The sequence below is a fragment of the Micromonospora sp. NPDC048063 genome, assembly GCF_043202855.1.
Taxonomy (GTDB): Bacteria; Actinomycetota; Actinomycetes; order Mycobacteriales; family Micromonosporaceae; genus Micromonospora.
This window is the reverse complement of the sequence record NZ_JBIDBG010000009.1, coordinates 259,833-284,988: the sequence shown is the minus strand read 5'-3', so window position 1 is coordinate 284,988 and position 25,156 is coordinate 259,833. Positions and strand designations below refer to the sequence as shown.

23 protein-coding genes are annotated in these 25,156 nt (G+C 72.0%); 6 read left to right on the top strand and 17 right to left on the bottom strand.

The annotated features are described in order from the left end of the window. Nucleotides 1-199: 199 nt before the first annotated feature. Nucleotides 200-517 (bottom strand): hypothetical protein, encoded by a 318-nt coding sequence (locus ACGFZ2_RS22915; protein ID WP_393456593.1) that lies wholly within the window; start codon nt 515-517, stop codon nt 200-202. Between the two features lie 256 nt (nt 518-773). Here ACGFZ2_RS22915 and ACGFZ2_RS22910 point away from each other — a divergent pair, with 256 nt between their 5' ends. Then, on the top strand, nt 774-1,982 hold the full coding sequence (locus ACGFZ2_RS22910; RefSeq protein ID WP_393456625.1) for an MFS transporter: 1,209 nt from the start codon (nt 774-776) through the stop codon (nt 1,980-1,982). A gap of 46 nt (nt 1,983-2,028) precedes the next feature. On the opposite strand, the gene ACGFZ2_RS22905 is transcribed toward ACGFZ2_RS22910, so the two are convergent. The 6 genes from ACGFZ2_RS22905 to ACGFZ2_RS22880 all read right to left on the bottom strand — a co-directional run bounded on the left by ACGFZ2_RS22905 (nt 2,029) and on the right by ACGFZ2_RS22880 (nt 6,822). Next, nucleotides 2,029-2,235 carry a helix-turn-helix transcriptional regulator gene (locus ACGFZ2_RS22905; protein WP_091094605.1) on the bottom strand — a complete coding sequence of 69 codons (207 nt, stop codon included), beginning with the start codon at nt 2,233-2,235 and terminating at the stop codon, nt 2,029-2,031. Further along, nucleotides 2,235-2,402 carry a DUF2975 domain-containing protein gene (locus ACGFZ2_RS22900; protein ID WP_393263670.1) on the bottom strand — a complete coding sequence of 56 codons (168 nt, stop codon included), beginning with the start codon at nt 2,400-2,402 and terminating at the stop codon, nt 2,235-2,237. Before ACGFZ2_RS22900 ends, ACGFZ2_RS22905 begins: the two co-directional genes overlap by 1 nt. 60 nt (nt 2,403-2,462) lie before the next feature. Further along, nucleotides 2,463-3,596 (bottom strand): flavin-containing monooxygenase, encoded by a 1,134-nt coding sequence (locus ACGFZ2_RS22895; RefSeq protein ID WP_393456590.1) that lies wholly within the window; start codon nt 3,594-3,596, stop codon nt 2,463-2,465. After that, nucleotides 3,593-4,387, bottom strand: a complete 795-nt coding sequence (locus tag ACGFZ2_RS22890) for a helix-turn-helix transcriptional regulator (protein ID WP_393456587.1) — start codon at nt 4,385-4,387, stop codon at nt 3,593-3,595. The genes ACGFZ2_RS22895 and ACGFZ2_RS22890 overlap by 4 nt, the downstream gene beginning before the upstream one ends. A 100-nt stretch (nt 4,388-4,487) precedes the next feature. After that, on the bottom strand, nt 4,488-6,125 hold the full coding sequence (locus ACGFZ2_RS22885) for a hypothetical protein (protein WP_393456584.1): 1,638 nt from the start codon (nt 6,123-6,125) through the stop codon (nt 4,488-4,490). A 112-nt stretch (nt 6,126-6,237) separates the two neighbouring features. After that, nucleotides 6,238-6,822: a CGNR zinc finger domain-containing protein gene (locus ACGFZ2_RS22880; protein WP_393456581.1), complete on the bottom strand. Its 585-nt coding sequence runs from the start codon at nt 6,820-6,822 to the stop codon at nt 6,238-6,240. A gap of 115 nt (nt 6,823-6,937) precedes the next feature. Between ACGFZ2_RS22880 and ACGFZ2_RS22875 the strand changes: the two genes are divergently transcribed. Then, nucleotides 6,938-7,951 carry a LacI family DNA-binding transcriptional regulator gene (locus ACGFZ2_RS22875; RefSeq protein ID WP_393456578.1) on the top strand — a complete coding sequence of 338 codons (1,014 nt, stop codon included), beginning with the start codon at nt 6,938-6,940 and terminating at the stop codon, nt 7,949-7,951. Nucleotides 7,952-7,959: 8 nt separating this feature from the next. Here ACGFZ2_RS22875 and ACGFZ2_RS22870 read toward each other — a convergent pair whose 3' ends face one another. Further along, nucleotides 7,960-8,949: a GlxA family transcriptional regulator gene (locus tag ACGFZ2_RS22870; RefSeq protein ID WP_393456575.1), complete on the bottom strand. Its 990-nt coding sequence runs from the start codon at nt 8,947-8,949 to the stop codon at nt 7,960-7,962. Nucleotides 8,950-9,181: 232 nt separating this feature from the next. Here ACGFZ2_RS22870 and ACGFZ2_RS22865 point away from each other — a divergent pair, with 232 nt between their 5' ends. The 3 genes from ACGFZ2_RS22865 to ACGFZ2_RS22855 all read left to right on the top strand — a co-directional run bounded on the left by ACGFZ2_RS22865 (nt 9,182) and on the right by ACGFZ2_RS22855 (nt 12,161). Continuing rightward, nucleotides 9,182-9,973 (top strand): DJ-1/PfpI family protein, encoded by a 792-nt coding sequence (locus ACGFZ2_RS22865; RefSeq protein WP_393456572.1) that lies wholly within the window; start codon nt 9,182-9,184, stop codon nt 9,971-9,973. A gap of 361 nt (nt 9,974-10,334) precedes the next feature. Next, complete coding sequence (locus ACGFZ2_RS22860) at nt 10,335-10,826, top strand: hypothetical protein (RefSeq protein ID WP_393263688.1); 492 nt, start codon at nt 10,335-10,337, stop codon at nt 10,824-10,826. A gap of 378 nt (nt 10,827-11,204) precedes the next feature. Beyond that, nucleotides 11,205-12,161 carry a helix-turn-helix domain-containing protein gene (locus ACGFZ2_RS22855; RefSeq protein ID WP_393456569.1) on the top strand — a complete coding sequence of 319 codons (957 nt, stop codon included), beginning with the start codon at nt 11,205-11,207 and terminating at the stop codon, nt 12,159-12,161. 55 nt (nt 12,162-12,216) lie between these two features. On the opposite strand, the gene ACGFZ2_RS22850 is transcribed toward ACGFZ2_RS22855, so the two are convergent. From ACGFZ2_RS22850 to ACGFZ2_RS22840, 3 genes are all read right to left on the bottom strand, one after another. Next, complete coding sequence (locus tag ACGFZ2_RS22850) at nt 12,217-15,960, bottom strand: S8 family serine peptidase (RefSeq protein WP_393456566.1); 3,744 nt, start codon at nt 15,958-15,960, stop codon at nt 12,217-12,219. Between the two features lie 205 nt (nt 15,961-16,165). Next, complete coding sequence (locus tag ACGFZ2_RS22845) at nt 16,166-17,371, bottom strand: low temperature requirement protein A (RefSeq protein WP_393263844.1); 1,206 nt, start codon at nt 17,369-17,371, stop codon at nt 16,166-16,168. Nucleotides 17,372-17,639: 268 nt separating this feature from the next. Then, nucleotides 17,640-18,260 carry a helix-turn-helix domain-containing protein gene (locus ACGFZ2_RS22840; RefSeq protein ID WP_393456563.1) on the bottom strand — a complete coding sequence of 207 codons (621 nt, stop codon included), beginning with the start codon at nt 18,258-18,260 and terminating at the stop codon, nt 17,640-17,642. A 63-nt stretch (nt 18,261-18,323) separates the two neighbouring features. Between ACGFZ2_RS22840 and ACGFZ2_RS22835 the strand changes: the two genes are divergently transcribed. Next, a complete protein-coding gene (locus ACGFZ2_RS22835; RefSeq protein WP_393456560.1) occupies nt 18,324-18,914 on the top strand; it encodes a dienelactone hydrolase family protein in 591 nt (196 codons plus the stop codon). A 12-nt stretch (nt 18,915-18,926) separates the two neighbouring features. On the opposite strand, the gene ACGFZ2_RS22830 is transcribed toward ACGFZ2_RS22835, so the two are convergent. Genes ACGFZ2_RS22830 through ACGFZ2_RS22805 form a run of 6 tightly spaced genes read right to left on the bottom strand, consistent with a single transcriptional unit; the run spans nt 18,927 to nt 24,989 of the window. Further along, entirely contained in the window at nt 18,927-19,685 is a 759-nt protein-coding gene (locus tag ACGFZ2_RS22830) for an NAD-dependent epimerase/dehydratase family protein (RefSeq protein WP_393456557.1), read from the bottom strand. A 5-nt stretch (nt 19,686-19,690) separates the two neighbouring features. Continuing rightward, nucleotides 19,691-20,836: a mandelate racemase/muconate lactonizing enzyme family protein gene (locus ACGFZ2_RS22825; protein ID WP_393456554.1), complete on the bottom strand. Its 1,146-nt coding sequence runs from the start codon at nt 20,834-20,836 to the stop codon at nt 19,691-19,693. Beyond that, a complete protein-coding gene (locus ACGFZ2_RS22820) occupies nt 20,833-21,723 on the bottom strand; it encodes an SMP-30/gluconolactonase/LRE family protein (RefSeq protein ID WP_393456551.1) in 891 nt (296 codons plus the stop codon). Before ACGFZ2_RS22820 ends, ACGFZ2_RS22825 begins: the two co-directional genes overlap by 4 nt. Further along, nucleotides 21,707-22,525 carry a carbohydrate ABC transporter permease gene (locus ACGFZ2_RS22815; protein WP_393456548.1) on the bottom strand — a complete coding sequence of 273 codons (819 nt, stop codon included), beginning with the start codon at nt 22,523-22,525 and terminating at the stop codon, nt 21,707-21,709. The genes ACGFZ2_RS22820 and ACGFZ2_RS22815 overlap by 17 nt, the downstream gene beginning before the upstream one ends. Continuing rightward, nucleotides 22,525-23,517, bottom strand: coding sequence for a carbohydrate ABC transporter permease (locus ACGFZ2_RS22810; RefSeq protein ID WP_393263705.1), 993 nt, complete (start codon nt 23,515-23,517; stop codon nt 22,525-22,527). Before ACGFZ2_RS22810 ends, ACGFZ2_RS22815 begins: the two co-directional genes overlap by 1 nt. After that, a complete protein-coding gene (locus ACGFZ2_RS22805) occupies nt 23,514-24,989 on the bottom strand; it encodes an ABC transporter substrate-binding protein (RefSeq protein ID WP_393456545.1) in 1,476 nt (491 codons plus the stop codon). The genes ACGFZ2_RS22810 and ACGFZ2_RS22805 overlap by 4 nt, the downstream gene beginning before the upstream one ends. Nucleotides 24,990-25,156 lie beyond the last annotated feature (167 nt).

Below are 25,156 nucleotides of genomic sequence, written 5' to 3'. Positions count from 1 at the left end.
GAGATCAAACGCTGCCTCAAACGCTACGTCGCCCGAGAGATCTACCGACGCCTCGAAACTCCACCCCAACCACTTGACGCGGCATAGGAGCGTCGACCGGAGGCCGGTGACTCGACCGGGATTCGCGCCCCGGCGGGGGGCTGCCGCAGCGGAGGCCCCGAAAAGGGTGTACGGGCCTCCGCTGCGTCGCGCGGCACCGTCAGTCGGCCAGGTTGACCCACACGTCGGTGGCCCACCGGGGGTGGTTGCAGTTGGCCTGCGACCAGGTCGGGCCCGGCTGCAGCCACGGCCCGGTCCGGTAGGTGCCGTCGTTGCACCGCACGAGCACCTGGAACGCGGGCATGCCGTAGTTGCACCGGGCGATGCCGTAGTACCAGCCCATCTCGGCGAAGCAGCCCGCCGGCGGTTGGTGGACGCCGGCGGAGGCCGGGCTCGCGACGCCGACGAGGCCGCCCACGGCCATCGACGTGGTGGCCGCGCCGAGGGCGACGCGGCGGATGATCTTGGAAATGCTCATGCCGATGAACGTATCGATCGGCGCTGTCACGCCGCTGTCGCGTCCGGCCGAACCGCGTCGACCGGACGAGGAGGAGAGCCGGTGACGCGGTCCCGGGGTCGAACTGGTATCCACACCGTGGTGGGTCGCGTCGGGTGGCCGCGGGCTTCGGCCTCGTGCGCGGGGTTCTCGACGGCGACCGGTGAGGGGAGGTCGAGTGGCGGGTCGGGTGTTGAGTCGGCGCCTGGCGCGGGGCGGGGTCGACGGCACGTCCGACATGGCCGGGCGCGGGTGGTCGCCGTGGCGGGTTGTCGTCGGGTTCGGGGTGGTCAGCCTCGCCGCGGACATGGTGTACGAGGGTGCCCGGTCGGTGTACGGGCCGCTGCTGGCCTCGCTGGGCGCCTCGGCGGTCGCGGTCGGGCTGGTCACCGGGGCCGGAGAGGCCGCGGCGTTGCTGCTGCGCCTGGCGTCCGGGCCGCTGGCGGACCGGACCCGCCGCTACTGGTCGTTGACGATCCTCGGGTACGCGTTGACCGCGCTCTGCGTGCCGCTGCTCGCCGTCACCCCGTTGCTGGGTGGCGCCGGCATGGCCGTCGCCGCGGCACTGATCATCGCCGAACGGCTCGGCAAGGCGATTCGCAGCCCGGCCAAGTCGGCCCTGCTCGCCGACGCCGCCGCACACGTGGGGCTGGGTCGGGGACTGGGCGTGCACAAGGCACTGGACCAGGTCGGCGCCTTCGCGGGTCCGCTGCTCGTCGCCGGAGTCGTCGCGCTGGCCGCGGGAGCGCTGTGGCCGGGACTGGCCGCACTTGCCGCACCCGGGGCCGTCACCATGCTGCTGCTGGTCGTCGTGCGGGCCCGCGCGGCTGCCCCCGCGCCGCAGGGCGATGCCGCACCGCGCCCGCCCGCCCGTCCAGCGGGCCGGGTGTCGCTGCCGGCCCGCTTCCACTGGTTCGCGGCGGCGATGGCGCTGTGCACCGCGGGCCTGGTGACGTTCGGGCTGATCGGCTTCCACCTCGTACGCGCCGGGGTCGTCGCGACCGCCACGGTGCCGCTGTTGTACGCGGCGGCGATGGGCGCGGGTGCGCTCGCCGCGCTGGTGACCGGTCTGATCTACGACCGGGCCGGCCCGTGGGTGCTGGTGGTGCTTCCCGCGCTGATTGCTGCCGTGCCCGTTCTGACGTTCGGCGGAGGCCCACTGCTGGCGACGGCCGGGGTGCTGGTCTGGGGTGCCGCCGTGGGTGTGCAGGACTCCACCGTCAAGGCTCTCGTGGCCGATCTCGTGCCCGGTGCGCGGCGAGCCACGGCGTACGGGGTGTTCGCCGCCGTGCAGGGTGCTGGTGCCCTGGCCGGAGGCGCTGCCGCGGGAGGACTGTACGAACACTCCGCGGCGAGCCTGGTGGTGGCCGTGGCGGTCTCGCAGGCCGCCGCGGCGACGGCACTCGTGGGCATCCTGGCAAGGATCCGCACCGCGCGCCGGGGCTGAGGAATGCCTCGCCCTCGGTGCGTGGCATGCGGTGCACCGTGACGTCTCATTCCTCGACCCACTCGAGCAGGTCACCGGGCTGGCAGTCGAGCACCCGGCACATGGCTTCCAGGGTGCTGAAACGGACGGCCTTGGCACGACCGTTCTTCAGCACGGCCACGTTCGCCGGCGTGAGCCCGACGCGCTCGGCGAACTCACCGACGCTCATCTTGCGTTTCGCCAGTTCGACGTCGATGCGGACGACGATGGGCATCAGATCACCGCTTCCATGTCGGTGCGCAGCGTCGTGGCCTGCCGCAGCAGGGCACGCATCACCACCATCAGGAGCCCCAGCACGGCGACACCCACCAACATCAGGAACAGCAGGAGGGGCAGCCCGGGATCTGTCGCGCTGAAGCCGACGTAACGCTCGGTGAACATGCATCGACTATCGCTCGTAACCTATCGATTGTCAATCGGTTGCCCGCTGGCTGAGGTAGGTCAGGCGCGGGCGGCTGGCTCGGCGGGCGCGGCGGTGGGGCCGTCACCCGATCCGCCGCCGGGTGACTCGGAATGCGGGCCCCGCCACGTCGTACGGGTGGACGCGCGCAGCCGGCGGCTGATCACGGCGGCGTCCTGGCCGACCCAGCCGAGCAACGCGGATCCCCTGTTGCGCTGGAACGGCAGGCCGACGTAATACAGGCCGGGCACCGGGCTCACGCCGTCGACGTGGACGGGCAGCCCGTCTGCCGGGTCGACGGCGCCGGGCACCCGCAGCCAGCCGAAGTCGGCGCGGAAGCCCGTCGCCCAGACCACGACGGAAGGCGTCAGCTCCTGTCCGTCGGCCGTCCGCAGTGTTCGGCCCTGCGCGCCGGTCACGCGACCGACGACCCGGACACCCCGTCGGCGCAGGGCGCGCGGACCGATCCCGATCAGGGGGTCCCGCGCCCGGATCCGCCGTCCCAGCCAGCCCTCGGCGGGGGCCCGTACCGCCCCGAGGACGTCCAGCCAGGTGAAGATGTCGACGCCGAAGGGGCGCTGCGGAAGGGCCGGCTGCCGCGTCCCGAGCGACAACGTGACGGACCGCGATGCCGCCAGCTCGGCGGCGATCTGCATGCCGGAGTTGCCGCCCCCCACCACCAGGACGGCGCCATCGGGAAGGTCGGCGGGGCGCTGGTACTGGACGCTGTGCAACTGGACCAGCTCCGCGGCCAGGCCATCGCTCAGCGCCGGGACATGGGGGACCTGGAAGGGGCCGATCGCCACGACCACGGCACGCGCCGTGCGGACGCCGTTGGCCGTGACGGCCTCGAAGGCACCCTCGGAGGTCCGACGCAGCAGCCGTACGGCCGCGCCGTGCTCGACGGGCAGGGCGTGGTGTTCGGCATAGGCCGCCAGGTAGTCCGCCACCTCGTCCTTGCTGGGATAGTGGCCGGGCGGAGCGGGAAAGGGCAGCCCGGGCAGGGCGCTGTGCCGCGCCGGGGTGAACAGCCGCAGCGAGTCCCAACGGTTTCGCCACGCGTCCCCGACCCGCGTGCCCGCGTCCAGCAGAAGGACGTCGAATCCGGCGCGGCGCAACTCGTACCCCGCGGCGAGACCGGCCTGGCCCGCACCGATGATGAGAATTTCTGTCACGACATCCACGATTCCCCGGCGCCGCGTCCAGGGCTTGGACGAACCTGCTGACCCTCCCACCGCACCCCGCGCAGCAGCTCGGACGGCGCCAGTCCGAACATGCTCCGGAACACCCTGGTCAAGTGGGAGGAGTCGGCGAAGCCGGCCTCGTGCGCGGCCTGCGTCAGGGACCCGCCCGACGACAACAGCAGCAGGGCCGTGCGCAGCCGTTCCCACCGCACGTAGGCACGGAACGGCAGCCCCAGCTCCTGCCGGAACAGGTGCGACAGCCTGCTCTGCGACAGGTGCACGGCTCGCGCCACCTCGCCGAGCCCTATCCTGCCGGGCAGCAGGGTAGGGACGAGATCCACCGCCGCGGCCACGGCGGCGTGTCGCGGGCGCGCGGTCGGGATCTCGCCCCTCACCACGGACCGGATCACGGCGTCGATCGCCTCCGCCGACGAGACGTCGCCGGCCGGGGGTGGTGGATGTGGATCCAGCCGCCACCGCGCGGCCGAGGCGGACCCCGATTCGCCGCGGTCGAGCAGCCGGCCGAGACTGGACACCGGGTCGATCAACGCGAGCAGGCCGTCCGCCGCACCCTCGACGACGGCGTGCGCGGTGTTCGCCGGAATCAGCGCCGCACGGCAGGAATGGTCGATGCCGTCGGCGCCCCGAAGCACCAGGACGGTGTCGCGGGCGACGAGCAGTTGCACCGCGTGGTGCGAATGCGTCCCGGCCGCACCGATCTCGCCGCGATAGTAGATCCGGCCCGGCGCCAGCCCCACCCACCCCCGCCACGTGGCGTTCAACTCACCTGCTCCTTGCGCGTCGCCGGCACAGGACCACGGGTGCCGGCGCCTCGTCAACGCAGCGAGCGTACGCTCGGCCGCCGACCCCTGACGGTCACGTTCATCTGACCGGGCCGCAGAACCGGCTCGGCGTGAAGGGGCTGCCGGGTGGCGCGGTGGGCCGCCACACCGGATTCAACTCGATGGCGAGGGCGGGTGCGTGCCAGGCGGCCCCCAGCCGCTGGAGCAGACCGAACTCGCGGCGGCGGCGGTCGACGTCCTCGCCGGCGAGGAAGTCGGTCAGGTCATCGGTGGCGTCCGCCCGGTCGATGATCTTGCCGTGGAAGGCCGACACCTCGACGACCGGGATATGGATCAACTGACCCGGTGGGGCCTCGGCAGCGGTCACCGTCGGCAGGAAGGCGATCACTCGTACGTCCTGGACGGGACACAACGTCTGATACCGGTAGAAGGGCGCCTCGTCGAGCAGCGAGCGGATGAACGGCTCGTCCGGCGTGCTGGGTGCCGCGCTGCCGATGGTCGTCACATGGAACAGCGCCCGCAGCACCCACCCGGTGGCCAGCCCCCAGCCGGTGCTGGCGTCCGGCGGTGGATAGTACGTCCGCCCGGTGCGGACCAGCGGGCTGAACATCGCCAGCGCCCGCACCGGAGAGTCGGGCAGGTCCCGCAGGTAGGTGCGGGCCACCATCACTCCCTCGCTCTGCGCGACCAGGGCGATCGGCCGTCCGGTGCGCCGGTGTACCGCCTCGACCTGGAGGGCGAGCAAGTGGGAGCTGGACGTCAGTGACCGATGGGTGGCCCTCGGACCGTACGGCAGCGGGTGCCCGCCCGCGCCCAGGCCGACGTAGGAGAACCGCTCCACGTTCGGATCCGTCGCAGGTCGGCCGTCGTAGGCGGAGTTGTGGCCGGCGAGCAGGATCACCGCGTACGGCACCCGCTCGGGCAGCAACCGGTCGAAGATCGGCGGTGTGAAGGGGGCCGCCTGCCGGCGGGGCTCGAAGAGCGCCTGCGCTGTCAGCGGGATGGCCAGGGCCAGCACCACCACGATCGGCACCACCGGCACCCGCCGCCACCGCACCTGTTTCTGGAGGACGGCTGCCCGCACCGTCCGGTTCCACAGCAGGCCGTTGACCGCGCCGGCGACCGCGGCAACGAGCGGCGTCAGGGCCTGCGGAGCGCTCCCCACCAGCCCGCCGGCCACGCTGATCACCACGAAGTCGAGCAGCGACCAGGCCACCAACTCGGCCGAGGGCAACCCGCGCCACAGGCCCCGGCCCACCGACATCCGCTGCAGGAAGGGAGCGAGCAGCACCATCGGGACCAGCGAGGCGAACAGGAACCAGGACAGCGAGGCCACCGACGCCGCGACCGAGTACGCGGCGAACGGCAGGACGAGGACCGCGCCCAACGCCGCCACTTCGAGGTTGCGCCGCAACAGCGCCCGGTACGGCGGCCGTGGGACGCGTGCCGGCCAGGCGAGGCCGACCAGCGTCGCGGACAGCACCCCACGCAGCAGGATCGCGCCCAGCAGTCCGGCCCAGAACGTCAGCCAGGAGTTGTGGTAGACCAGCAGCCAGCGCATGTCGTGGTAGGAGTCGTACGGCCAGACCGCCGAGATCTGTGGGGCGAGCCCCTTTGCCGTGACGAACCCGCTCGGCATGAGCACGAGCACCTCGGCCAGCGGGACCACCGCGGCGATCCCGAGGAGCGCCGCCAGCCGGCGCTGGGTCGATCGCACCAGTCCCCCTTCGGCACGCAACTCTTCGCCGACTTTCCCGCGTCGTGGCGCCAAGGGGGCGGTTTCGGAGGAATCGGTCCGTTCCCGGGCGTGGGTATTCGGGTCTGACGGCTCAGTGCGCGGGCGTTCCCGCGGCGGACTTCCCCTTGCGTCTGGTGCGTGCGGCGTACGCCCGGCGCATCTTGACGTAGTTGCCGCAGCCGGCCATGGAGCACCAGCGGCGGGCCTGGTTCCGGGAGGCGTCGTAGTACGCCCAGCGGCAGGTGTCGCGGGCGCACACCTTCAACCTCGTCCAGCTCTGCTCCGCACCGCATTGCCGGACGGCGTCCAGCAAGGCGGCCAGGGCCTGGTCGAGGGCGGTGTCGCGGGCGGCGACGAGGCGGTGTCCGCAGTCGGTGAAGGTCATCCGCACCGGCACGCCGGCCAGTGCCTGGTCGAGTCGTTCCAGCGCGGTGGGGTCGGCGGGATGGCCGGCGTGGCCGAGCAGCACCGCGCGCAGGCCCTCGCGGACGGTCACGGCGACGGCGAGGTCGGCCGCCCGCAACCGGGCGTCGGGTCGGAGCAGCCGACGTTGCGCGAACCAGTCCCGGAGCCGGTCGGGGGCGGTGAGCGACTCCTCGTCGACCTGCGGCTCGAAGGTGTTGACGAAGTCCCGGACCAGACGGGCGGCGGGCGGGATCACGTCCTCCTCGCTCATCGCACCCCCCTCGGTTCACACCAGCGTAGTGCCTTGACAGGTGTCACCACGTCTGTACACCATCAAAGTGGTTTCGCTGGTGTAGCAGGGACGCGACGAAGGCGGGGAAGGCCCGATGCCCACCACGCTCCGCGACGTGGCGCAGTTGGCCCAGGTGTCGGTGAAGACGGTCTCCAACGTGGTGAACGGTTACCCGCACGTCAGCGCCGGGATGCGCCGCCGCGTCGAGGCGGCCGTCGAGGCAATCGGCTACCGTCCGAACCGCTCCGCCCGGACCCTGCGGACCGGGCGGACCGGAATGCTCGCCCTGATCGTGCCGGCGGCGGATCTGCCCGGGATCGGCGGGCTCGCGCGGGCGGTCGTCCGCGCCGCGGCAGGGCGCGGCTACCGCGTCGTCGTCAACCCGGTCGACTCCGACCCCGCACGCGCCGCCATCGCGAACCCTCCGCTACCTGTCGACGGCTGCCTCCTGCTCGCCGACCTTCCGGCCGCGCCGGGCGTCGGCGGGCTGCCCCTCGTCCGGCTCGGCCGGCCCGCCCCCGGCGGTCACGTGGACCGGGTCGGCATCGACCACGCCCGGGCCAGCCGGGACGCCACCGTCCACCTCCTGGGCACCGGCCGGCGGCGCATCGCCGCCATCGACGCCGGGCCGGGCGGGCCGTTTCCGACACCGCCGGGCATCCAGGGGTACGCCGACGGCCTCCGCGCCGCGGGCCTCGCCCCGCTCCCTGGCCACCTTCTCCAGGCGCCGTCCCACCAGCGCGCCGACGGCTACCGGGCCGCCCGTACGCTGCTGGCCCAGCACCTGCGCCCGGACGCCGTCGTCTGCGCCTCGGACGCCCTGGCGGTCGGCACCCTGTGCGCCGCGTTCGACGCCGGCGTGCGCGTCCCGGAAGACCTCGCGGTCATCGGCGTCGGCGGCAGCGAGGAGGGGCGTTGGACTCGGCCGGCGCTCAGCACCGTCTCCGCCGACACCGGGTTCATCGCCCGCCAGGCCGTGGCCCGGATCGTCGCCCGCATCGCCGAGCCGCACGCCGCCCCGGTCGACGTGGTGGCGCCCCACACCCTGCTGCCCCGGGCGAGCACGCGGAGGGCCGACCGGTCCGGGATGCTCCACGCCTCGCGCTGATCCCGGTGTCACGGCTGCCGTCGCCGCACGCCGGCCCCGTGCACCTCCTGGCCACGGAACCGACGGCGGTACGTGGTCGGGGTGACGCCGGCGACCCTCAGGAAGGCACGACGCATCGTCTCGGCCGAGCCGAAACCGCAAAGACGCGCGACGGAGGTGACGCCGGCATCTCCGGTTTCGAGGAGTTCCCGGGCCGCGTGCACCCGGATCAGCTCGACGTACCGGGCCGGGGTGGTGCCGAGCTCGCGGCGGAACAGTCGGGTCAGCTGGCGCTCGCTGACCGCCGCGCGGGCCGCCATGGTGGCGAGGGTGTGTTCGGCCGACGGTTGCGTCTCGATCGCGTCGAGCACCCGGCGCAGGACCGGCCCGCCCGGCGCGGGCCCGACGCCGGCTGAGTCACGTTGCGCCTGGCTACCGGGCCGGTGGAGAGACCCGACCAGGTGTCTGGCGACCGTGCGCGCCCGGTCGACGCCGAAGTCCTCGGCCACGAGGGCGAGCGCGAGGTCGATGCCCGCGGTCATCCCGGCCGAGGTCAGGTGCGGGCCGTCGCGGACACAGACGGCATCGGGCCGCACCACGACGCTAGGAAACCGTGCCGCCAGATCGCCGCAGGCGGCCCAGTGGGTCCTCGCCCGCCGGCCCTCCAGCAGGCCCGCCTCGGCCAACACCAACGCCCCCGTACGGACCGACGCCACCCGCCGTGCCGACCGGCCGATCCGCCGTACCTGCTCGACCACGGTGGTGGGTGGGCGGTTGCCGGCCGTCGTCGGACAGCCCGCGACCATCAGCGTGTCGACCGGAGTACGGACCTCGGGCAGGGCCAGGTCGACCCCCATCCGCACGCCGACGTCGGTACGCACCGGCCGCCCGTCAGGCGATACGAGCCGCGTCCGGTAGCCGCCGGAGCCGCTCAGGACCTGGAGCGGCCCCGCCACGTCCATCAGGACCGCACCGTCGTACACGACGAGGAACACCTCACGCCCGTCATCTGCCGCCATACCCACAGGTCCGATGCGCCGGCCGGCTGGTTCCCGGACCGGGCTTCTCGCGCCGTCCCGTAGGCCGGCAGCGGCAGCGGACACGCCTGATGCGGACCGGATCCCCTCGGATCCGGACCAGCCGAACAGAACCGGGAACCGCAGCGGTGACCAGGCCGACCAGTGCCACACGCACAGACATCAGCCGGAGACGTATTCGATCGGTCCAGGTCGAGCCATGAGGAGGCCATGAATGTTGACGATAGATGTCAGCCGACGGACGGTTCTGCGGGTCGCGGCCGCTGGCGGGGCGGGCGTGGGCCTGGCCGGCACCGGCCTGGTCACGTCCGGCCCGGCCGCCCCGGCCTCAGCCGGGCAGCGCACCGACTTCACCGACCCGGCCCGGAAGCTGCGTATCGCGATCCTGCTCTTCGACGGGGTCACGGCGGTGGACGCGATCGGCCCGTACGAGGTGCTGTGCCGGATCCCGGGCGCCGACGTGATGACCGTCGGCAGGCAGGCCGGCCGGGTGCGGACGGACACCGGGGTGCTCACGCTCGGCGTGGATCACACGCTGAGCCAGGTGCGCACGGCCGACGTGCTGCTGGTGCCCGGGGGAAACGTCCGCGACGTGCAGGCGGACCCCGAGACGATGCGCTGGATCCAGCGGCTCCATCGGCACACGACGTGGACCGTCTCGGTCTGTACCGGCTCCCTGGTGCTCGGCGCGGCCGGCCTGTTGCGCGGGCTGCCGGCCACCACGTACTGGGCTCTCAAGACCGAACTCGCCCGGTTCGGCGCGACGTTCGTCCCGGGCCGGTTCGTCGAGGCAGGTCGGATCATGACCGCGGCCGGCATGTCCGCTGGGATCGACATGTCGCTGCATCTCGCCGCCAAGCTCGCCGGTGACCGGATCGCACAGGCCCTACAACTGGTCGTGGAATACGACCCTCAACCGCCGTTCGACACGGGCAGCCCCGACAAGGCCGGTCCGGAGCTGACCAGCCTGGCACTGCGGCTGCTCAGGAATTCCGGCGCTCGCTGACCCCGGGCAACCCTCGCCGTTCCCAGGTTGACCCCGTCGGCAACCACGACACCTCGTGCTCCGGGCACAGGGCGCAGTTCCCCGCCGGTGCCCGGACGGGTCTTGATCGGCGTTCCCCGACTCGAGTCGCTGACGGGCTGCGTTGATGTCGCCCTTGATGCCTCCGATCCGCGTCGCCACGGATCGCAACACGTCCACCTCGACCTTGAACCCGCTCAACCCGTCCATCCTCACTCGACGGACGCGGTGGCGAACCCGCAAGATCATTGCAATATGATCTTGGACTTGGTTCACGTCGGCGGGCGCACGGCGGGCATGCCTGCGTCCCCACATCATCACGCACCACGAAGGAGAATCCCTCTTGCGTCTTCGCGTTGCAAGGGTCGCGCTGCCGCTCGTCGCCGTCGCGCTGCTGTCCGCCTGCGGCGGTGGCCAGGCCGAAACTGGTGACGACAGTGGCACCGGCATCCCGAAGTCCCCGGAAGATTCGTACGCGGCGATCATGAAGGCCATCTACGCCGCCGACGGGCCTCGGGTGTGCTCACTGATGACTCCCGACGCCGCCGACAAGTTCATCAGGGAGATGAGGCGGTGGAAGGACGCCGAGGGCACGACCTGCGAGGGGGTGGTGGACTCCTTCGCCAGCCAGCAGTCGGGTCCGCCGCCGAAGGAGTGGGGGCCCACGATGTACGGCAAGGTCGAGTACCCCAACCAGTTCTTCGCCATGCTGGAGAACTGCCCGACGGACGCGAACGGCGACTTCCAGCCGAACTTCGCCGCGGTGACCTGGAAGAAGCAGGACGGCGGCTGGATCATCACAGAGTTCGACATCAGCACCGGCTGCGGAGGCTGAGGCCGCCGGCCGGTGTCCGGCCTGGACCGGTCCGAGGCCGACCAGGACGTCAGGTAGGAGCGCCGGCTCTCTCGTGCGAGCGGGCCGGCGCTCCTACCGTCCCTGGACACGCTCGTCCATCGGCCCGGCGGGCGCGGAAGCCAGGGCCGGTGATGCCGCACGGCTCCCCCGGCACATCACCATGCCGGACAGCGCCGACCGTCCCGCCGCAGGGCGAACCGTCACGCCCGCATGACAACCCGATCCGCCTCCTTCCCCCGGCGGCACGCTGGGCGGGGGTGGCGGACGAAGGGTCTGGACGGCCCGGCGGGGTCAGGGCAATACTGGCTGGCCGGTCCTTACGTGGCCGGCGCCCGGAGGGCGGGGGCGGGAAGTGGGATGAGAATGCTGCGTGGGCTCGGGATCGGCGAGCAGGACGAAGCGGTCTACGTGGAGCTGCTGCGCCGCCGCCGGGCGACCGTCGCGGATCTCACGGAGGCGGTGCAGATGGCGGCGCCGGCGGTGACAGCCGCGATGGCGCGACTGGTCGCGCTCGGCCTGGTCACCGGTGACGACGGCGGCCTGCACACCGTCGTACCGCCCGACGTCGGGCTCGGCACCCTCATCGTCCAGCGTCAGGCCGCACTGCAACAGGTCCAGGGCCGGCTGGGGGAACTGGTGCAGGTGTACCGGACCGGGGCGACCTCCACGGTGGGTGAGGTGGAGGCGCTCACCACCCCGGAGGAGCTCGCCACCTGGATCGACAACATGGAGCGGGGCGCCAAACGGGAGATCATGGCGTTCTTCCGGCCTCCGTACGTGCTGGACGGCGACCTCGATGTCTCCACCGACGTGCCCGCCTACCGTTACGTGTACGAGCGCGCCGCCCTCGACGATCCGCGTACCCCCGCCGAGATCGGCAGGTTCCTCAAGAGCGGGTACGAGATCAGGATCGCTGCCGAGCTGCCCAGCAAGATGATCATCGTGGACCGGGAGACGGTGCTGCTGCCGATGCTGCCCGACCAGATGAGCGTCCATCCCGGATTCCTCCTTGTGCGGGGTCAGGCACTGGTGCACCTGCTGGTGGCGCTCTTCGAGCGGGTCTGGCAGGCGGCCACGCCGTTGCGGCTCACCGCCACGGGTCTCGCCGAGGGGTCTCCCGCGTGGGACGACGTCGACGTCGCGCTGCTGACGTACCTGCTCTCCGGGATGCCGGACAAAACGGTGGCCAGCCGGCTCGGGACCAGCGAACGCACGGTGCAGCGCCGGATCCAGCGGCTGATGAAGCTGGCCGGGACCGACAGCCGCATGCAGTTGGCCTGGTACGCCGCCCGGTCGGGGCTCATCTCGCCCTGACCGGGAATGCCGGTCGTCCCCGCCCGCGCCGCGGGCGGGGACGACCGTGGGACGGTTATCCCCGCAGCTTGTAGGCGCGGGTCACGGTCTGCTCGACGGTGTTGCCGTCAGCGTCGGTGGCCTGCACCCGCAGGGAGACGAAACCGTTGGTGTCGGCCAGCGCCGGGCTCTTGACGGTGCCCTTGACGGTGGCGCCGCCCGCGGCGGTGACGGTCACCTGCTGCCAGGTGGCGCCGTCGTCGTAGGAGGCCCACAGCTTCGCCTCACGGATCCGCGGGCCGGCCAGGCCCTTCGGGTACCAGAAGTCGAGGCTGATGTCGGTCGTCGACTGCGCCTGCACGCTGTTGTCGAGATCGACGTCGACGTCGTAACCGACCGACAGCACCGGCAGAAGCGCCCGGTCGCCGTCCCGCTGGGAGTGGAACGTCCAGGCGGTCTTCACCGTGGTGGAGGTCGTCCACCACGGCTGGTCCCGCCGTACGTCTGTCACCACGCGGTACTCGGCACGCTCCGGCGTCATCGGGAAGGCCACCGCCGCGGCCGGAGCGGACCCGAGCAACTGGCCGTCGCGGTACACGGCGGTCAGTACCTTGTCGGTGTTGTTGGGGACCGTCCACAACTGGCCGGTCGCCGCGTCCAGGAGGCCGGTGTTCAGCACGACGCCCACGTCGCCGATCCGGGCGGCTCCCTCCGGGTGGTCGGCGGGTATGGCGGACCGGACGACCGGCTTGTTCCATGCCCGGGTCAGCCGCTGCCTGGGCTCGAACACCGACGGGAGCGTCTGCTGGAAGCCGGGGATCGACTCCCACACGCCGGCCGGTGCCATGATCTCCCACGTCGGCCGGCCGGCGGTGACGTATTCGGTGAGGGACCTCGGCATGGTCGTCCGGATGAAGGTCATGACGATGAAGGGCTGCAGCGGCGAGGTGAGGAGCCGCGCGTATCCGGCTTCGGTGCCGGGCGTCGAGGCGTGGAAGGACGTGTCGACCGTGGCAAGTTCCTCGGCGCTGACCTGGTAGCGCTGGTCGGCCGAGATGCCGTGCTGGTACTTGAGCAGCTCGTAGGAGTACGGGCTCACCGCCGTCCCCTTGAGCTGGATCATGACGTCGCCTCGGCGGGCGAGACCGGCCAGTCGAGCGCCCTGCTCGCCGGAGAGGGTCATGGCCGGGATGGCGGTCGGCGCCGTCCGGTAGACGTCGGTACCCCACTGGGCGGGGACGTCGTTGTAGATGATGATCATGCCAGCGCCGGCCGCCGCCGCGTTCGCGATCTGCTGCGACGGGGTGACGTCGTCGCTGCGCCGTACCAGCGCCAACGTGCCCTTCACGGACTTGCCCGCGTAGTCCTGCGGTCGTCCGATGCCGGCGTCCACCACGCGCAGGACCTGTGTGCCGTCGAAGCGGGCGGAGCCGACCCAGCCGCCGGCGTACTCCGGCGTGATCGGGAAGGCTCCGGGACCGACCAGCTGCGCCTCCAACGACGGTGCGGTCAGCGTCCAGGCCAGCCGGTGCTCGAGGTTTTCGTCCTTGAGCTGCGACGGGATGGCGTGCAGCTTCGTGTGGCCGTTGAATTCGGTCTGGAGCCCGTACATGCGCGACTTGTCGTCCTTCAGCAGCGACATCCCCAACCGGACCCGCTGCGGCTGGCTCGGCTTGGGCGTCTGGATGCCGACCTGGCTCGACTTGCTTCCGTCAAAGGTGATGGTGCGGTCGGAGTCGACGAGCACGCCCGATTCCGCGCCGTAGACGTGGTCCCGGACCTGCTGGTAGTCGGGGGTGAACCGGTAGGTCCCCGACGCGAAGGCGTACTCGCCGCGGGGCAGCCTCAGCTCCAGGGTGCCCTCGGCGCCGAGGATGAAGTGGATGTCGACGGGCCCGGGATTGTCGAGATCGAAGACCCAGATGCTGCTGTAGGTGGACGCCGGCGCCTTGCCGTCCAGGTCCGTCAGCTTCACGCTCACGTTGAAGCGCTCCGGGTCCCGGACGAAGCCGACCGCCGTCGTCACGACCGTCCCGCCGTCGGCGGAGGCGGCAGTGACGTGCGCGCCGTACGTCCCGACCGGCACCACGCCGCTGTTGGCGGTGACCGTCACGTCGGCCGTGCCGCGGGCCGGCACGGTCACCGTGTCGGCGCCCAAGGTCAGCGCTCCGGCCGGCAACTGCCCGACGCCCTTGGTCGTCAGCGCGAGGGTGACCGGCTGGTCGCCGTCGTTGACGTAGGTGATCTGCTTGGCGACCGGGGCGGTCGATTCCCACGCCTGCAGGCCGAAGTCGACCACGCCGGGCCCGGACACGGTCTGCCGCACGGCGCGGCTCACGTCGGTGCGGCCGGCGCCCTGGGCGTACACCGAGGTGTCCGCCGTGGTCTTCGCCGTGCTGACCAGCTGGCCCTTCAGCCGCGCCGGAGTCCAGTCCGGGTGCTGCTGGGCCAGGATCGCGGCCGCACCCGCCACGTGCGGGGTGGCCATGGAGGTGCCGCTGGCGGCGGTGTAGTGGTCGCCCGCGGGGGTGCCCATGCTGGTGCCGGCCGCCCGGGCGGCGACGATGTTCGAGCCGGGGGCGGTGATCTCCGGCTTGAGGGCGCCGCTGGCGAGCGGGCCACGGCTGGAGAAGGAGGTGACCGCGTCGGTGCGGTCCACGGCGCCGACGGTCAGCGCCGACGCGGCGATGCCGGGCGAGCCGACAGTCGTCGCCCCGGGCCCGGAGTTCCCGGACGCGATGGTGAACAGCACGCCCGTCTCGGCCGTCAGCTGGTCGACCGCCTCGGCCATCGGGTCGGCTCCGTCGCCGGCCGTGCCGCCCAGGCTCATCGAGACGACCTTCGCACCCGAGTGGGCCGCCCAGTCCATCCCGGCGATGATCCACGACTCCTCGCCGCCGCCCGCGTCGCTGAGCACCTTGCCGACGAGGAGTTGCGCGCCGGGCGCGACGCCCTTGTATCTGCCGCCGGAGGCCGCGCCCGTGCCGGCGATCGTGGCGGCGACGTGGGTGCCGTGTCCGTGCCCGTCCTGGACGGACTCACCCGGCACGAAGCTCTGGCTCTCAGCGATCTTGCCAGCCAGGTCCGGGTGGTTCAGGTCCGCGCCGGTGTCCAGCACGGCGACCTTCACGCCGGTGCCGTCGTATCCGGCGGCCCACGCGGCCGGCGCGCCGATCTGCGGCACGCTCTCGTCGAGCAGGGCGTGCACCTTGCCGTCCAGCCAGAGCCGCTCGATGCCCCCGGCGAGCCGGGCCCTGGGGGTACGGGCCTTGGCGGTGTCGTCGTCGACCGCCTCCCAGAAGGTGGCGGCCTGCTTCTTGTCAGCGGCGATGGCGGCGCCCCGGACGCTGGGCAGGCTCCGCTTCATCCGGCTGCCGGCGGGGGCCGACCGTACGGCTGCCTTGGCCGTCCCGGCGGGGTACCGCACGATCAGCGGGATCGCCGTGGCGTGCGCGTCGTCGTAGCCCTGCGCGATCAGGCCCGTGACGTTGAACAGGCGCCTGTCCACCTGGCCGGACGCGATGAGCGGCTCGACCGCCAACGGTACGACGTAGACGTCGGTGCCGACCGAGTAGGTGCGGAAGTTGCCGACCGGGCCGTCGTGCGGGGTGACGGTGATCGCCGGCTTGCCGCCCTGCGTCGTCACCGTGACCACGTCACCGGTGACGAGGGTGACCCGTGCCGCCTTCGACGACGGAGGTACGGCGGCGGTTACCTCGCCGGCAGGCGCCGGCGGCTTGCCGTGCGCGCCTGCGCCGACGGTCGCGACGAGTGTCGCGGCGAGCGCGACGCCGAGCAGCGTCGATCTTCTGGTTCGCATTGACCTGGCCCCTCCTTCTGCCGGTACCTGAGGTCCGTACCGGTGGGGCAAAGCTTCGTGAAGGCGGGGCGACCGCGCTACGGCTGCGCCTGGCGAACACTGGACATGTCAGGTCGCCGCCACAGCCGATCGGAGGGTGCACATACATCGCTACCGCCCCGTGACCACCGTCGGCTGGCGCGCCGACGACCGGCGCGGCGGGGCGCTAAGGGCGTGGATCCCGCCCGCGGGGCGGCGGTGGCGGGGTCGGTTCGCTGGGGCGGACCCGCCAGGAGACGGCGTCCGTCGCGGCGATCCCGGCGAGGATGACGACGGCCACCACGGCGATCAGGATCGGCGGAAGGAACGCGACCACGGGCGCCAGCGCGACCAGCAGGAGCAGTCCGATCACCCGGGACAGGGCGACCCGGCTGAAGGACAGGTAGTCGAGTCGGGCCCGGCCGGCCAGGTAGATCGCCGGTCCGCAGAGGATGACGGCGGACCAGGCGAGGTTGGGCCCGGCGAACGGGTGGGTGATGATGATTTCGTCGCCGACCGAGCTGAGCACGATGCCGCCGGCCATGAGCAGGTGGGCGTACGAGGCGGACCGGCTGAACACCGCCGGCGTGGTGCTCGCCGCGATCACGGCCGGGAGCAGCACCCCGGCCCGGTAGAAGTAGATCCGCCACAGCAGCGTGGTGATGGCGAACGTCAGGATGAACGCGATCACCCGGTCCCGCTCGAAGCCGAGCCCGGCGAACTGTCCGCCCGCCGCCAGGATCGACTCACCGAACGCGACGATCATGATCTGCTGGTAGCGCTCGGCGAGATGCTCCGCGGAGACCGCCTGCGTGGTGATCCGGGCCGGACCGAGCTTGGGCAGCCGGAAGTCCAGCCGACTCATGACGTACCCGAGGACGGCGGCGACGAGCCAGATGACCACCCGGGTGTTGCCGTCGGTGAGCGCGCCCGCGATCCACAGCACTCCGGAGATGCAGGACCAGATGAACTGCTGCAGGGAGCCGATCGTCACCTCCTGGCCGTGCATCGCGACCGTGACGAACAGGGCGCGGCCGACCTGGATGAGGACGTAGGCGGCGGCGAAGATCATGCCGTTCTCGGCGAACGCCTCGGGCGCCGCGCCCGCCATGATCAGGGTGCCGAGCATGATCGGGATGATCACGAGCTGGATCGCGGGCTGGGCGGGGTTGAGGCGGTTGGTGGTCCAGGCGGTGAAGACCCAGACCCACCAGAACGCGGCGAGCAGGATCCCGGTGTGCAGCGCGCCGAGCCAGGTGAGGTCGCTGAACAGGGTGTGGGACAGCCGGGTCAGCGCGAAGACGAAGATCACGTCGAAGAAGAGCTCGACGTAGGTGGCGCGCTGGGGCTCGGCGTGATCCCTCAGGAGGTCGCGCGGGTTGCCGGCGGTCATCGGCACGCCCGTTCCGTCGGTTCTGCGCAGCCTGCCATCAGTCGTACCGTGCGCCGCGCCGCCGTCGGCCTGGCTCACGCCGACGCATGTCGAACACCCGCGCCTCCCGCTCTCCGCAACCACTGCGGCGACATGCATGCCGGGTGGGTTGGCCTGTCCGGTCCTGTGCCGCACGTCGACGGCCTAGTCCGGCGCGCCGGTCGAGGGGAAGTGCAGGTCACCCGGGGCAGGTCAGAAGGGTGTGACGTCCGACCGGAGGGCCTGCCGGTCAGGGTACATCGGACGGATCGGCCGGCACGGCACGATTGACAGCATCCGATGGCTCGGCGTCGGGGAGGGTGGGAGCGTCGGTGGGGTAGAGGCCGGCGACGAAGCCGTACACCTGGTCGCCGGACCGGGGGATCTGGGCGAACCGGCGGGCGAGTTCCTGGACCTGCGCCCAGAAGTTGCGTACCTCCTCGACGGGAATACGGGCGTGCACGAGTGTGCACCGCAGGTCGTCGGCCGCGTGGGCGGCAGCCGACTCGGCGGTCGCCTGCGCGAGCCCGTTGATGGCGGCCACGACCTGCTTGTCCTCACTGCGGCTGAGCGCGCCGACGTAGAACGTACGGGCGACCCGGCCGTAGTACCGCTCCTCGATCGCCCGCACGCGGCGGGTGCGGACCACGCGCAGGAGACCGACGTCGACGAGCAGGTTCACGTGGTAGGCGACGCTGCTCTTGGGGCGGTCGACCGCCCGGGCCATCTCGGTGACCGTGGCGGCGCGCTCGAGGAGCAGCTCCAGGAGGGTGTCGCGCAGCGGGTCGGCCAGCGCACGCAGCTGCTCGGGCGCGGTGACCACGAGCATCTCGTCGAGGTCGTAATCCGGGATCCGCTCATTGACCGACATTTCTCGACCGTTCTAAAATTGTGGATCGTTTGATCCTCGCCGTCCGATGTCAGGAGTGTAGAGATGGCCGAAGTCGTGCTGTTCCACCACGTGCAGGGGCTCACCGACGGGATGCGCGCGTTCGCCGAGCAGTTGCGCGCCGGCGGCCACACGGTGCACACGCCGGACCTGTTCGACGGCGAACGACCGGCGACCCTCGAGGACGGGCTCGCGCTGACCCGGCGCATCGGGGGTGAGGTGCTCGACGAGCGCGCCGACCGAGCCGTGGCCGACCTCCCCGGGACGCTGGTCTATGCCGGCTTCTCCCTCGGTGCCGCCACGGCCCAGCGGATGGCCCAGACCCGGCCCGGCGCGCGCGGCGCGCTGCTCTACGAAGCCTGCCTTCCGGTCACCGGCGAGTGGGCCGTCGGGCCGTGGCCCACCGGGGTCCCGGTGCAGATCCACGGCATGGACAAGGACCCGTTCTTCGCGCTGGAGGGCGACATCGACGCCGCACGCGAACTGGTCGCGACGGTCGGAGCCGACCTGGGCGAGCTGTGCGTCTACCCGGGCGACCAGCACCTGTTCGCCGACAGCTCGCTGCCGTCGTACGACGCGGAGGCGACGGCGCTGGTGGTGCGGCGATCGCGGCAGTTCCTCGACCGGGTGGGCTGACCCGCGGGGGGCTCAGCCCTGCCCGCCCCGGCACAGGGTCGACGGGCCGTCGGGCGCGCTGTCCCGGTACGCCTCCGAGTCCAGGACCGGCGCGTAACCCAGGTCGCGCCGGGCCGCGTCGAGGTCGAAGACCGCCCGGGTGTTCGCCGAGGTGATCGTGTACGCCCCGAAGCCGACGTCGGCCCGCAGCGCGCGGCGTACCGCCTGGCCCAGGTCCGCCGGGCCGAGCCAGGTGTCGAACCAGCCCTGCGTCGGCGGCACGGGACGGCAGCCGCCGAGGCGCAGACAGACCACGGAGAGGGCACCCGAGTCCGCGTACACCCGGGCGGCGGCCTCGCCGAAGACCTTGGTGGCGCCGTAGCGGCAGCACGGGTGGGGTGGCCACGAGTCGCGTATCGGACCGGCCGCGGGCCGGGCGGCCGGTGGGTGGTAGCCGCCGAGGACGTGGACGGAGCTGGCGAGCACCACCCGGCGTACGCCCGCCTCCGCCGCCGCCGCCAGGACCCGGGTCGGCACCTCGACGTTGGGGCCGTGCAGCCGGTCCCAGTCCTCGCCCGGCCGCGGGTTCCCGGCCAGGTGCACGACCGCGTCCACCCCGGCGCAGAGCCGCTCGGCGAACCCCCGGTCGGCGAGGTCGCCGGGCAGCACCTCCGCCGGCCCGACCGGCTGCGGGGCGCGCAGGTCGGTCAGCCGCAGCTCGTGTTCCCCGGCGAGTTCGGGCACGAGCAGCCCGGCCACCCCGCCGGCCGCGCCGGTCACCAGTACCCGCATCCCGGTCACCAGTTCGCGAAGGAGCCGTCGCGGCGGTGGTAGACCGGCAGCGGGGCCGGACCGCGGTGGTCGAGCCGGCGGGCGGCGGCGAGGTCGAGCTCGATGCCGAGGCCGGGCCGCTCCGCCGGCGTGATCCGGCCGGCAGTCAGCACGGGACCGGCGGTCAGCACCGGCGAGGGCGGGAACTCGGGCCACGGCTGCTCCTGGACGGAGACGTTGGGCAGGACCAGGTTCAGGTGGGCGGAGGCGGCGGCGGTGACCGGGCCGAGCGGGTTGTGGGTGGCCAGGTTGATGTGGTGGACCTCGGCCATCGCCGCGATCTTGCGGGCCTCCGTGAGCCCCGTGTTGGCCACGTCGACGCGGGCGTGGTCGATCAGCTCACCCTCGATCAGCGGCCGGAACTCCCACTTCGTGCCGAGCTGTTCACCCGCCGCGAGCGGGACCGCGCTGCGTTGGCGCAGCATCCGGTAGCCGTCGAGGTGTTCGCTGCGCAGCGGGTCCTCGATGAAGTACGGCCGCAACGGCTCCAACTCCCGGCACAGCGTCACGGCCTGCGGGGGCTCCAACCGGGTGTGTACGTCGAGCAGCAGCTCGACGTCGTCGCCCAGCGCGGCGCGGAGCCGTTCCATGGTGGCGACGGTGTGCCGCAGGGCGCTCCGCTGGTCGTACTCGCCGCCGGCGTCCGGGCTGTTCGCCGGCACCCGCAGGTGGCGCCATCCGGCCGCCACGAGCCGCTCGGCCTCGGCCACCGTCGCGGCCGGGTCCCTGGCCTCGCCGACGCGGACGTGCACATAGCATTCGACGTGGTCCCGGGAGGCGCCGCCGAGCAGTTGGTGGAGCGGGACGCCGAGCGTCTTGCCCCGCAGGTCCCACAGCGCCACGTCGATCGCGGCGAGCACGGAGGCGAGCACGCCGGTCGCCGGGAAGAACCCCGACCGGGAGAGGAACTGCCAGAGGTGTTCGATCCGGCTCGGATCGGCGCCCTCCAGTTGTTCGGCGAAGTCCTCGACCGCGCCGCGGACGGCCCGCCAGCGGGAGCGCATGCCGACCTCGCCGACGCCGTACTCGCCGGAGTCGGTGTGCACGACCACCAGCAGCATGGCGCTCGTGTCCTGCGGCACGGTCAGCAGCTCCAGGTGGGTGATCTTCACTTCGTCCCCCAGGTGTTCGTCGGCGGCCCGTCGATCCCGACCTCGACGGCGAAGATCCGGCCGCTGTCCGGCGCCGCCCGCCGGGTCGCCTCGTCCAGCCCGAGCCAGGCCGTGGTCACCACGAGGGTGCCGGCGACCAGGCAGACGGCGGTCGGCCGGGGCACCGGCAGCCGCACCCGGGCCAGCGGGGTGCCGTCCGGGGCGAAGCGGCGGACGCACCAGCCGTCCCACATGGCCACCCAGAGGCAGCCCTCGGCGTCGACGCAGAGCCCGTCGGGGGTGGCGTCGTCGCAGTCGACGAGGATCCGCGGGTCGCCGGCCTCGCCGGTTGCCGGGTCGTAGCGGTAGCCGGTGAGCCGCCGACGCCGGCTGTCCACGTGGTACAGCGTCTCCCCCGCCGGGTCGAACCCGAGCCCGTTCGCGCAGCCGATGCCGTCCAGCACCGTCGCCACCGAGCCGTCCGGCTCCAGCCGGTAGAGCGCGCCGGACCAGGGGTCCGCGCCGCCCAGGATCTGGCTGCCGGCGAGGAACCGGCCGTACGGGTCGCAGCCGCCGTCGTTCATCTGGGTGCGCGGCGCGGCGACGTCACCACCGAGCGGGCGCACCGTGCCGTCGGCCGCGACGTGCCGGAACCCCCGCCCGGCCGCCACGACCCAGCCCTTGCCGGCGGCGGCGAGCGGCGCCACGGCCCCGGTCGCCGCCCCGACGTCGTACCCGGCCAGCACCTCGATCCGGTCGCCGCCGAACCGCCCCCGCCACAGCCGACCGGCGCGGATGTCCACCCAGAGCAGTTCACCGGTGCGCGGATCCAGCCGCGGCCCCTCGCCGAGTTCGTAGCGCTCGGCGGACACCGGGTGTGCGAGCAGGGTGTCAGGACTTGACGGCACCGGCGATCCCCTCCACGAACGTACGCTGCAGGAACAGGAAGATCGCGATGATCGGCAGCAGGCTGATGGTCGCCGCGGCGGCCAGTCCGCCCCAGTCGGTGGCCTCCTGACCGAAGAAGCTGTACATGCCGACGCCGAGCGTGCGCAGCTCCGGCCGGCCCAGGGTGAACACCAGCGGGATGAAGAAGGCGTTCCACGCCGCCATGAAGTTGAACAGCGCCACGGTGCCGATCACCGGCTTGGCCAGCGGCAACATGATCCGGAAGAAGATGCGCGGGTAGCCGGCGCCGTCGATCCGGGCCGCGTCCTCCAACTCCTGCGGCATGCCGGCGAAGTACCCCATGAACAGCAGGATGGGTACGACGTGCGCCGGCCCGGCGGTGGCCAGCACCGCGCCGAGCAGCCCGTTGCTCAGCCCGAGCCCGTCGACCAGCTTGAAGATCGGAATGATCGTGTAGCCGTGCGGGATGAACATGGTGGCGATGAGCAGCCCGACGATCACCTTCTTGCCGGGCAGGTCGCCGCGGCCGAGGGCGTAGCCGGAGGTGGCGGAGACCAGCAGGACGATGGCCACGGTCGTGAGGGAGAAGACGACCGTGTTAGACAGGTAGGTGCCGAAGTGCGCCGTGTCCCAGGCCCGACTGAAGTTGTCGAAACTCCACTCCTTCGGCAGCACCGAGAGCCCGCCGAGGAAGACCTCCCGCTCCGACTTGAAGGCCGTGGAGACCATCCAGACGAAGGGGTAGATCCAGATCAGGCAGAGCGGCACCAGCAGCAGGTGCCAGAGGTGCATCCGACGCATCAGCGGCTCCCCTTCAGGTACTGCCGGCGCAGCAGCGGTGCCTGCAGCGCCGTCATCACCAGCGTGATGACCCCGAAGACCACGCCGGCGGCGCAGGCGAAGCCGTAGCGGGGCGCGTTGAGTTCGGGGTTGAAGGCGTACCGGTAGATGTAGGTGGCGACCACGTCGGTGGCGTAGTTGGGGCCGGCCTGCGTCATCGCCTGCACCAGGTCGAACGGGTTCATGCTCTTCTGGAAGGTGAGCAGCAGGATCACCACGCCGATCGGGGCGATCACCGGGAGGGTGACGTGCCGCAGCGTCTGGCGCCCGTTCGCACCGTCGACCTTCGCCGCCTCGTACAGGTCCTCGGGGACGGTCTGCAGCGCGGCGAGCCAGTAGACGAGGGTGATGCCGAAGCCCTTCCACACGTCGACCGCCATGACCGTCGGCAGGGCCGACGACTCGGACAGGAAGGTCACCGGCGAGTCGACGATCCCGGCGGAGCGCAGCACCTCGTTGACGAACCCGCCGGCCGGGTCCAGCAGGACCGCGAAGACGATGCCGACCACCGCCGTGGTGGTCACCACCGGCAGGAACAGGAACAACCGGTAGAGGTTTCGCCCGCGCAGCCGGCGGCTGTTGAGCAGGATCGCCACGAGCAGCGCCAGCGGCATCTCGACGCAGATCGCGGCCAGGGAGAAGAGGAACGAGTTGCGGAAGGCGTGCCAGAAACGCTCGTTGCCGAGCACCTCGGTGAAGTTGGCGAAGCCGACCCACTCGGTGGCCGGGCCCACCCCGTCCCAGTCGAAGAACGAGTACCACCAGCTCGCGACCATCGGCCAGAGTGTGAAGGCCACGAAGAGCAGCAGCATCGGGGCGAGGAAGACGTACTGCCAGGCGTGTCGGCGCAGCTTGCCGGGGCGGCGGCGCCGGGCGGCGGCGGGAGCGCGCCGGGGTGGCGCCGCCGCCGGTTCGGCGGCGCCACCCGGGGCGACGGTGGGGGTGCTGGTCACTTCTGGCTCGGGGTGAACGGCTGCAGCGGGTCCCAACCCGGGAAGGTGAGGTCGGCGCGCGAGGCCTGCACTCCCTTGCCCGCCAGGGTCTTGATCTGCTCGTCGATGAAGGCGTCGAGCTTGCCGTTGAGGTTCGCGGCGGCCGGACCGAAGGGCTGGTTGCGCAGGATGGCCGGCAGGGCGATCTCGGACCACTGGAGATCCTGCTTGCCGCGGATGGCCGCCATCAGCTGCGCGCCGCCCTTGCTGGCGAGGACCGGGTTGGGGATGAGCCGCACGGTCTGCGCGGCGACGTCCATGATCGCCTTCTGGTCCGCGTTGTTCGCCGCCTTGTCCTGCCAGGCGCTCTCCAGCGCGGTGAGGGTGCCGAACTTCTCGTAGTACGCCCGGTGGAACTCCTTGGAGGCGAGGAAGTCCATCACCTTCCACGCCTGCTCGGGGTGCTTGGACTGGGCCGACATGGACCACAGCGGGCTGAAGCTCGCCGTCTGTCCCGAGTAGCCGCCACGCCCGGCCGCCGGCACGGGCACGGCCGCGATGGTCATGTCGAGCTGCGGGTTCAGCTTGCGGACCTCGTTGATCTGGAACGGAGAGGCGAGGAACATCGCCAGCTCGCCCTTGGCGAACGCGGTGTGCACCTTGCCCGCGTCCGTCCAGGTCTCCCAGCCCGGGGTCATGCTCTTCGCGGCGTGCATCCGCCTGAGCAGGTCGACCGCCGCGGCGAGCGACGGGTGGGTGACGGCCGCCCGGCCGGTGCGCAGGTCGATGCCGTTGTCGATCGAGGCCGGTCCGGCGGTGTGCTGGAGCATGCGGGCCAGGACGCTCTTGCTCCACGGGCCCGCGAAGCCGAACGTCCTGCCCCCGCCGGCGCGGGTGATCGCGGCGGCGGCCTGCTCCAACTCCTCCCACGTCTTCGGGGCGGCGGTGACCCCGCCCGTCTTCGCGGCGGTGTTGTTCACCAGGAGGAACCGCACCACGGACCACTTTCCCCAGACCAGCGGCAGCGTGTAGAGCTTGCCGTCGCGGTGCAGTCCGGACGTGGCGGGGTCGAGGCTGCCCTCGGGGAACCGGGCCTTGAACTCGTCGGTGACGTACTGGTCGAGCGGCGCGATCCAGCCGCGTTCGAAGATGCGGTCGAAGCCCTGGTCCTGGGCGCGGAAGACGTCCGGCGCGTTGCCCTGCTGGAAGCTGAGCTCGATGGCGTTGATCTGCTGGTCGCTCGGGTTCTCGATGACCTGGACCTTGATACCCGGGTTCTTCTCCTCGAACAGGTCGAACTGTTCGCGATAGAACTGGGAGGCGCCGGAGGGGTCGGGCACCAGCATGACCTTGATCGTCACCGTGTCCCCGCTGGACCCGTCGCCACTGCCGACCAGGTTGCACGCGGTGGTCAGCCCGCCCGCCGCGGTCGCGGCCGCACCCACGCCCAGGATCCGCAGCAAGGACCGGCGGGTGAGCTCTGGTTGCTTCATGTCCTACTCCTGTTCGATCACCGGTTGGCGGAGCCGCTCGGCCAACGAGGGCGAGGCTTCGGTCTGTGTTTCGTCGCGGTGAAGAGCGTGTTGAGGACAGTAGCTTCACCCACCACCTTGTGCAATAGGCATCCGCCATGTGGGTCAGCAACGCATGAAGGCCGGGA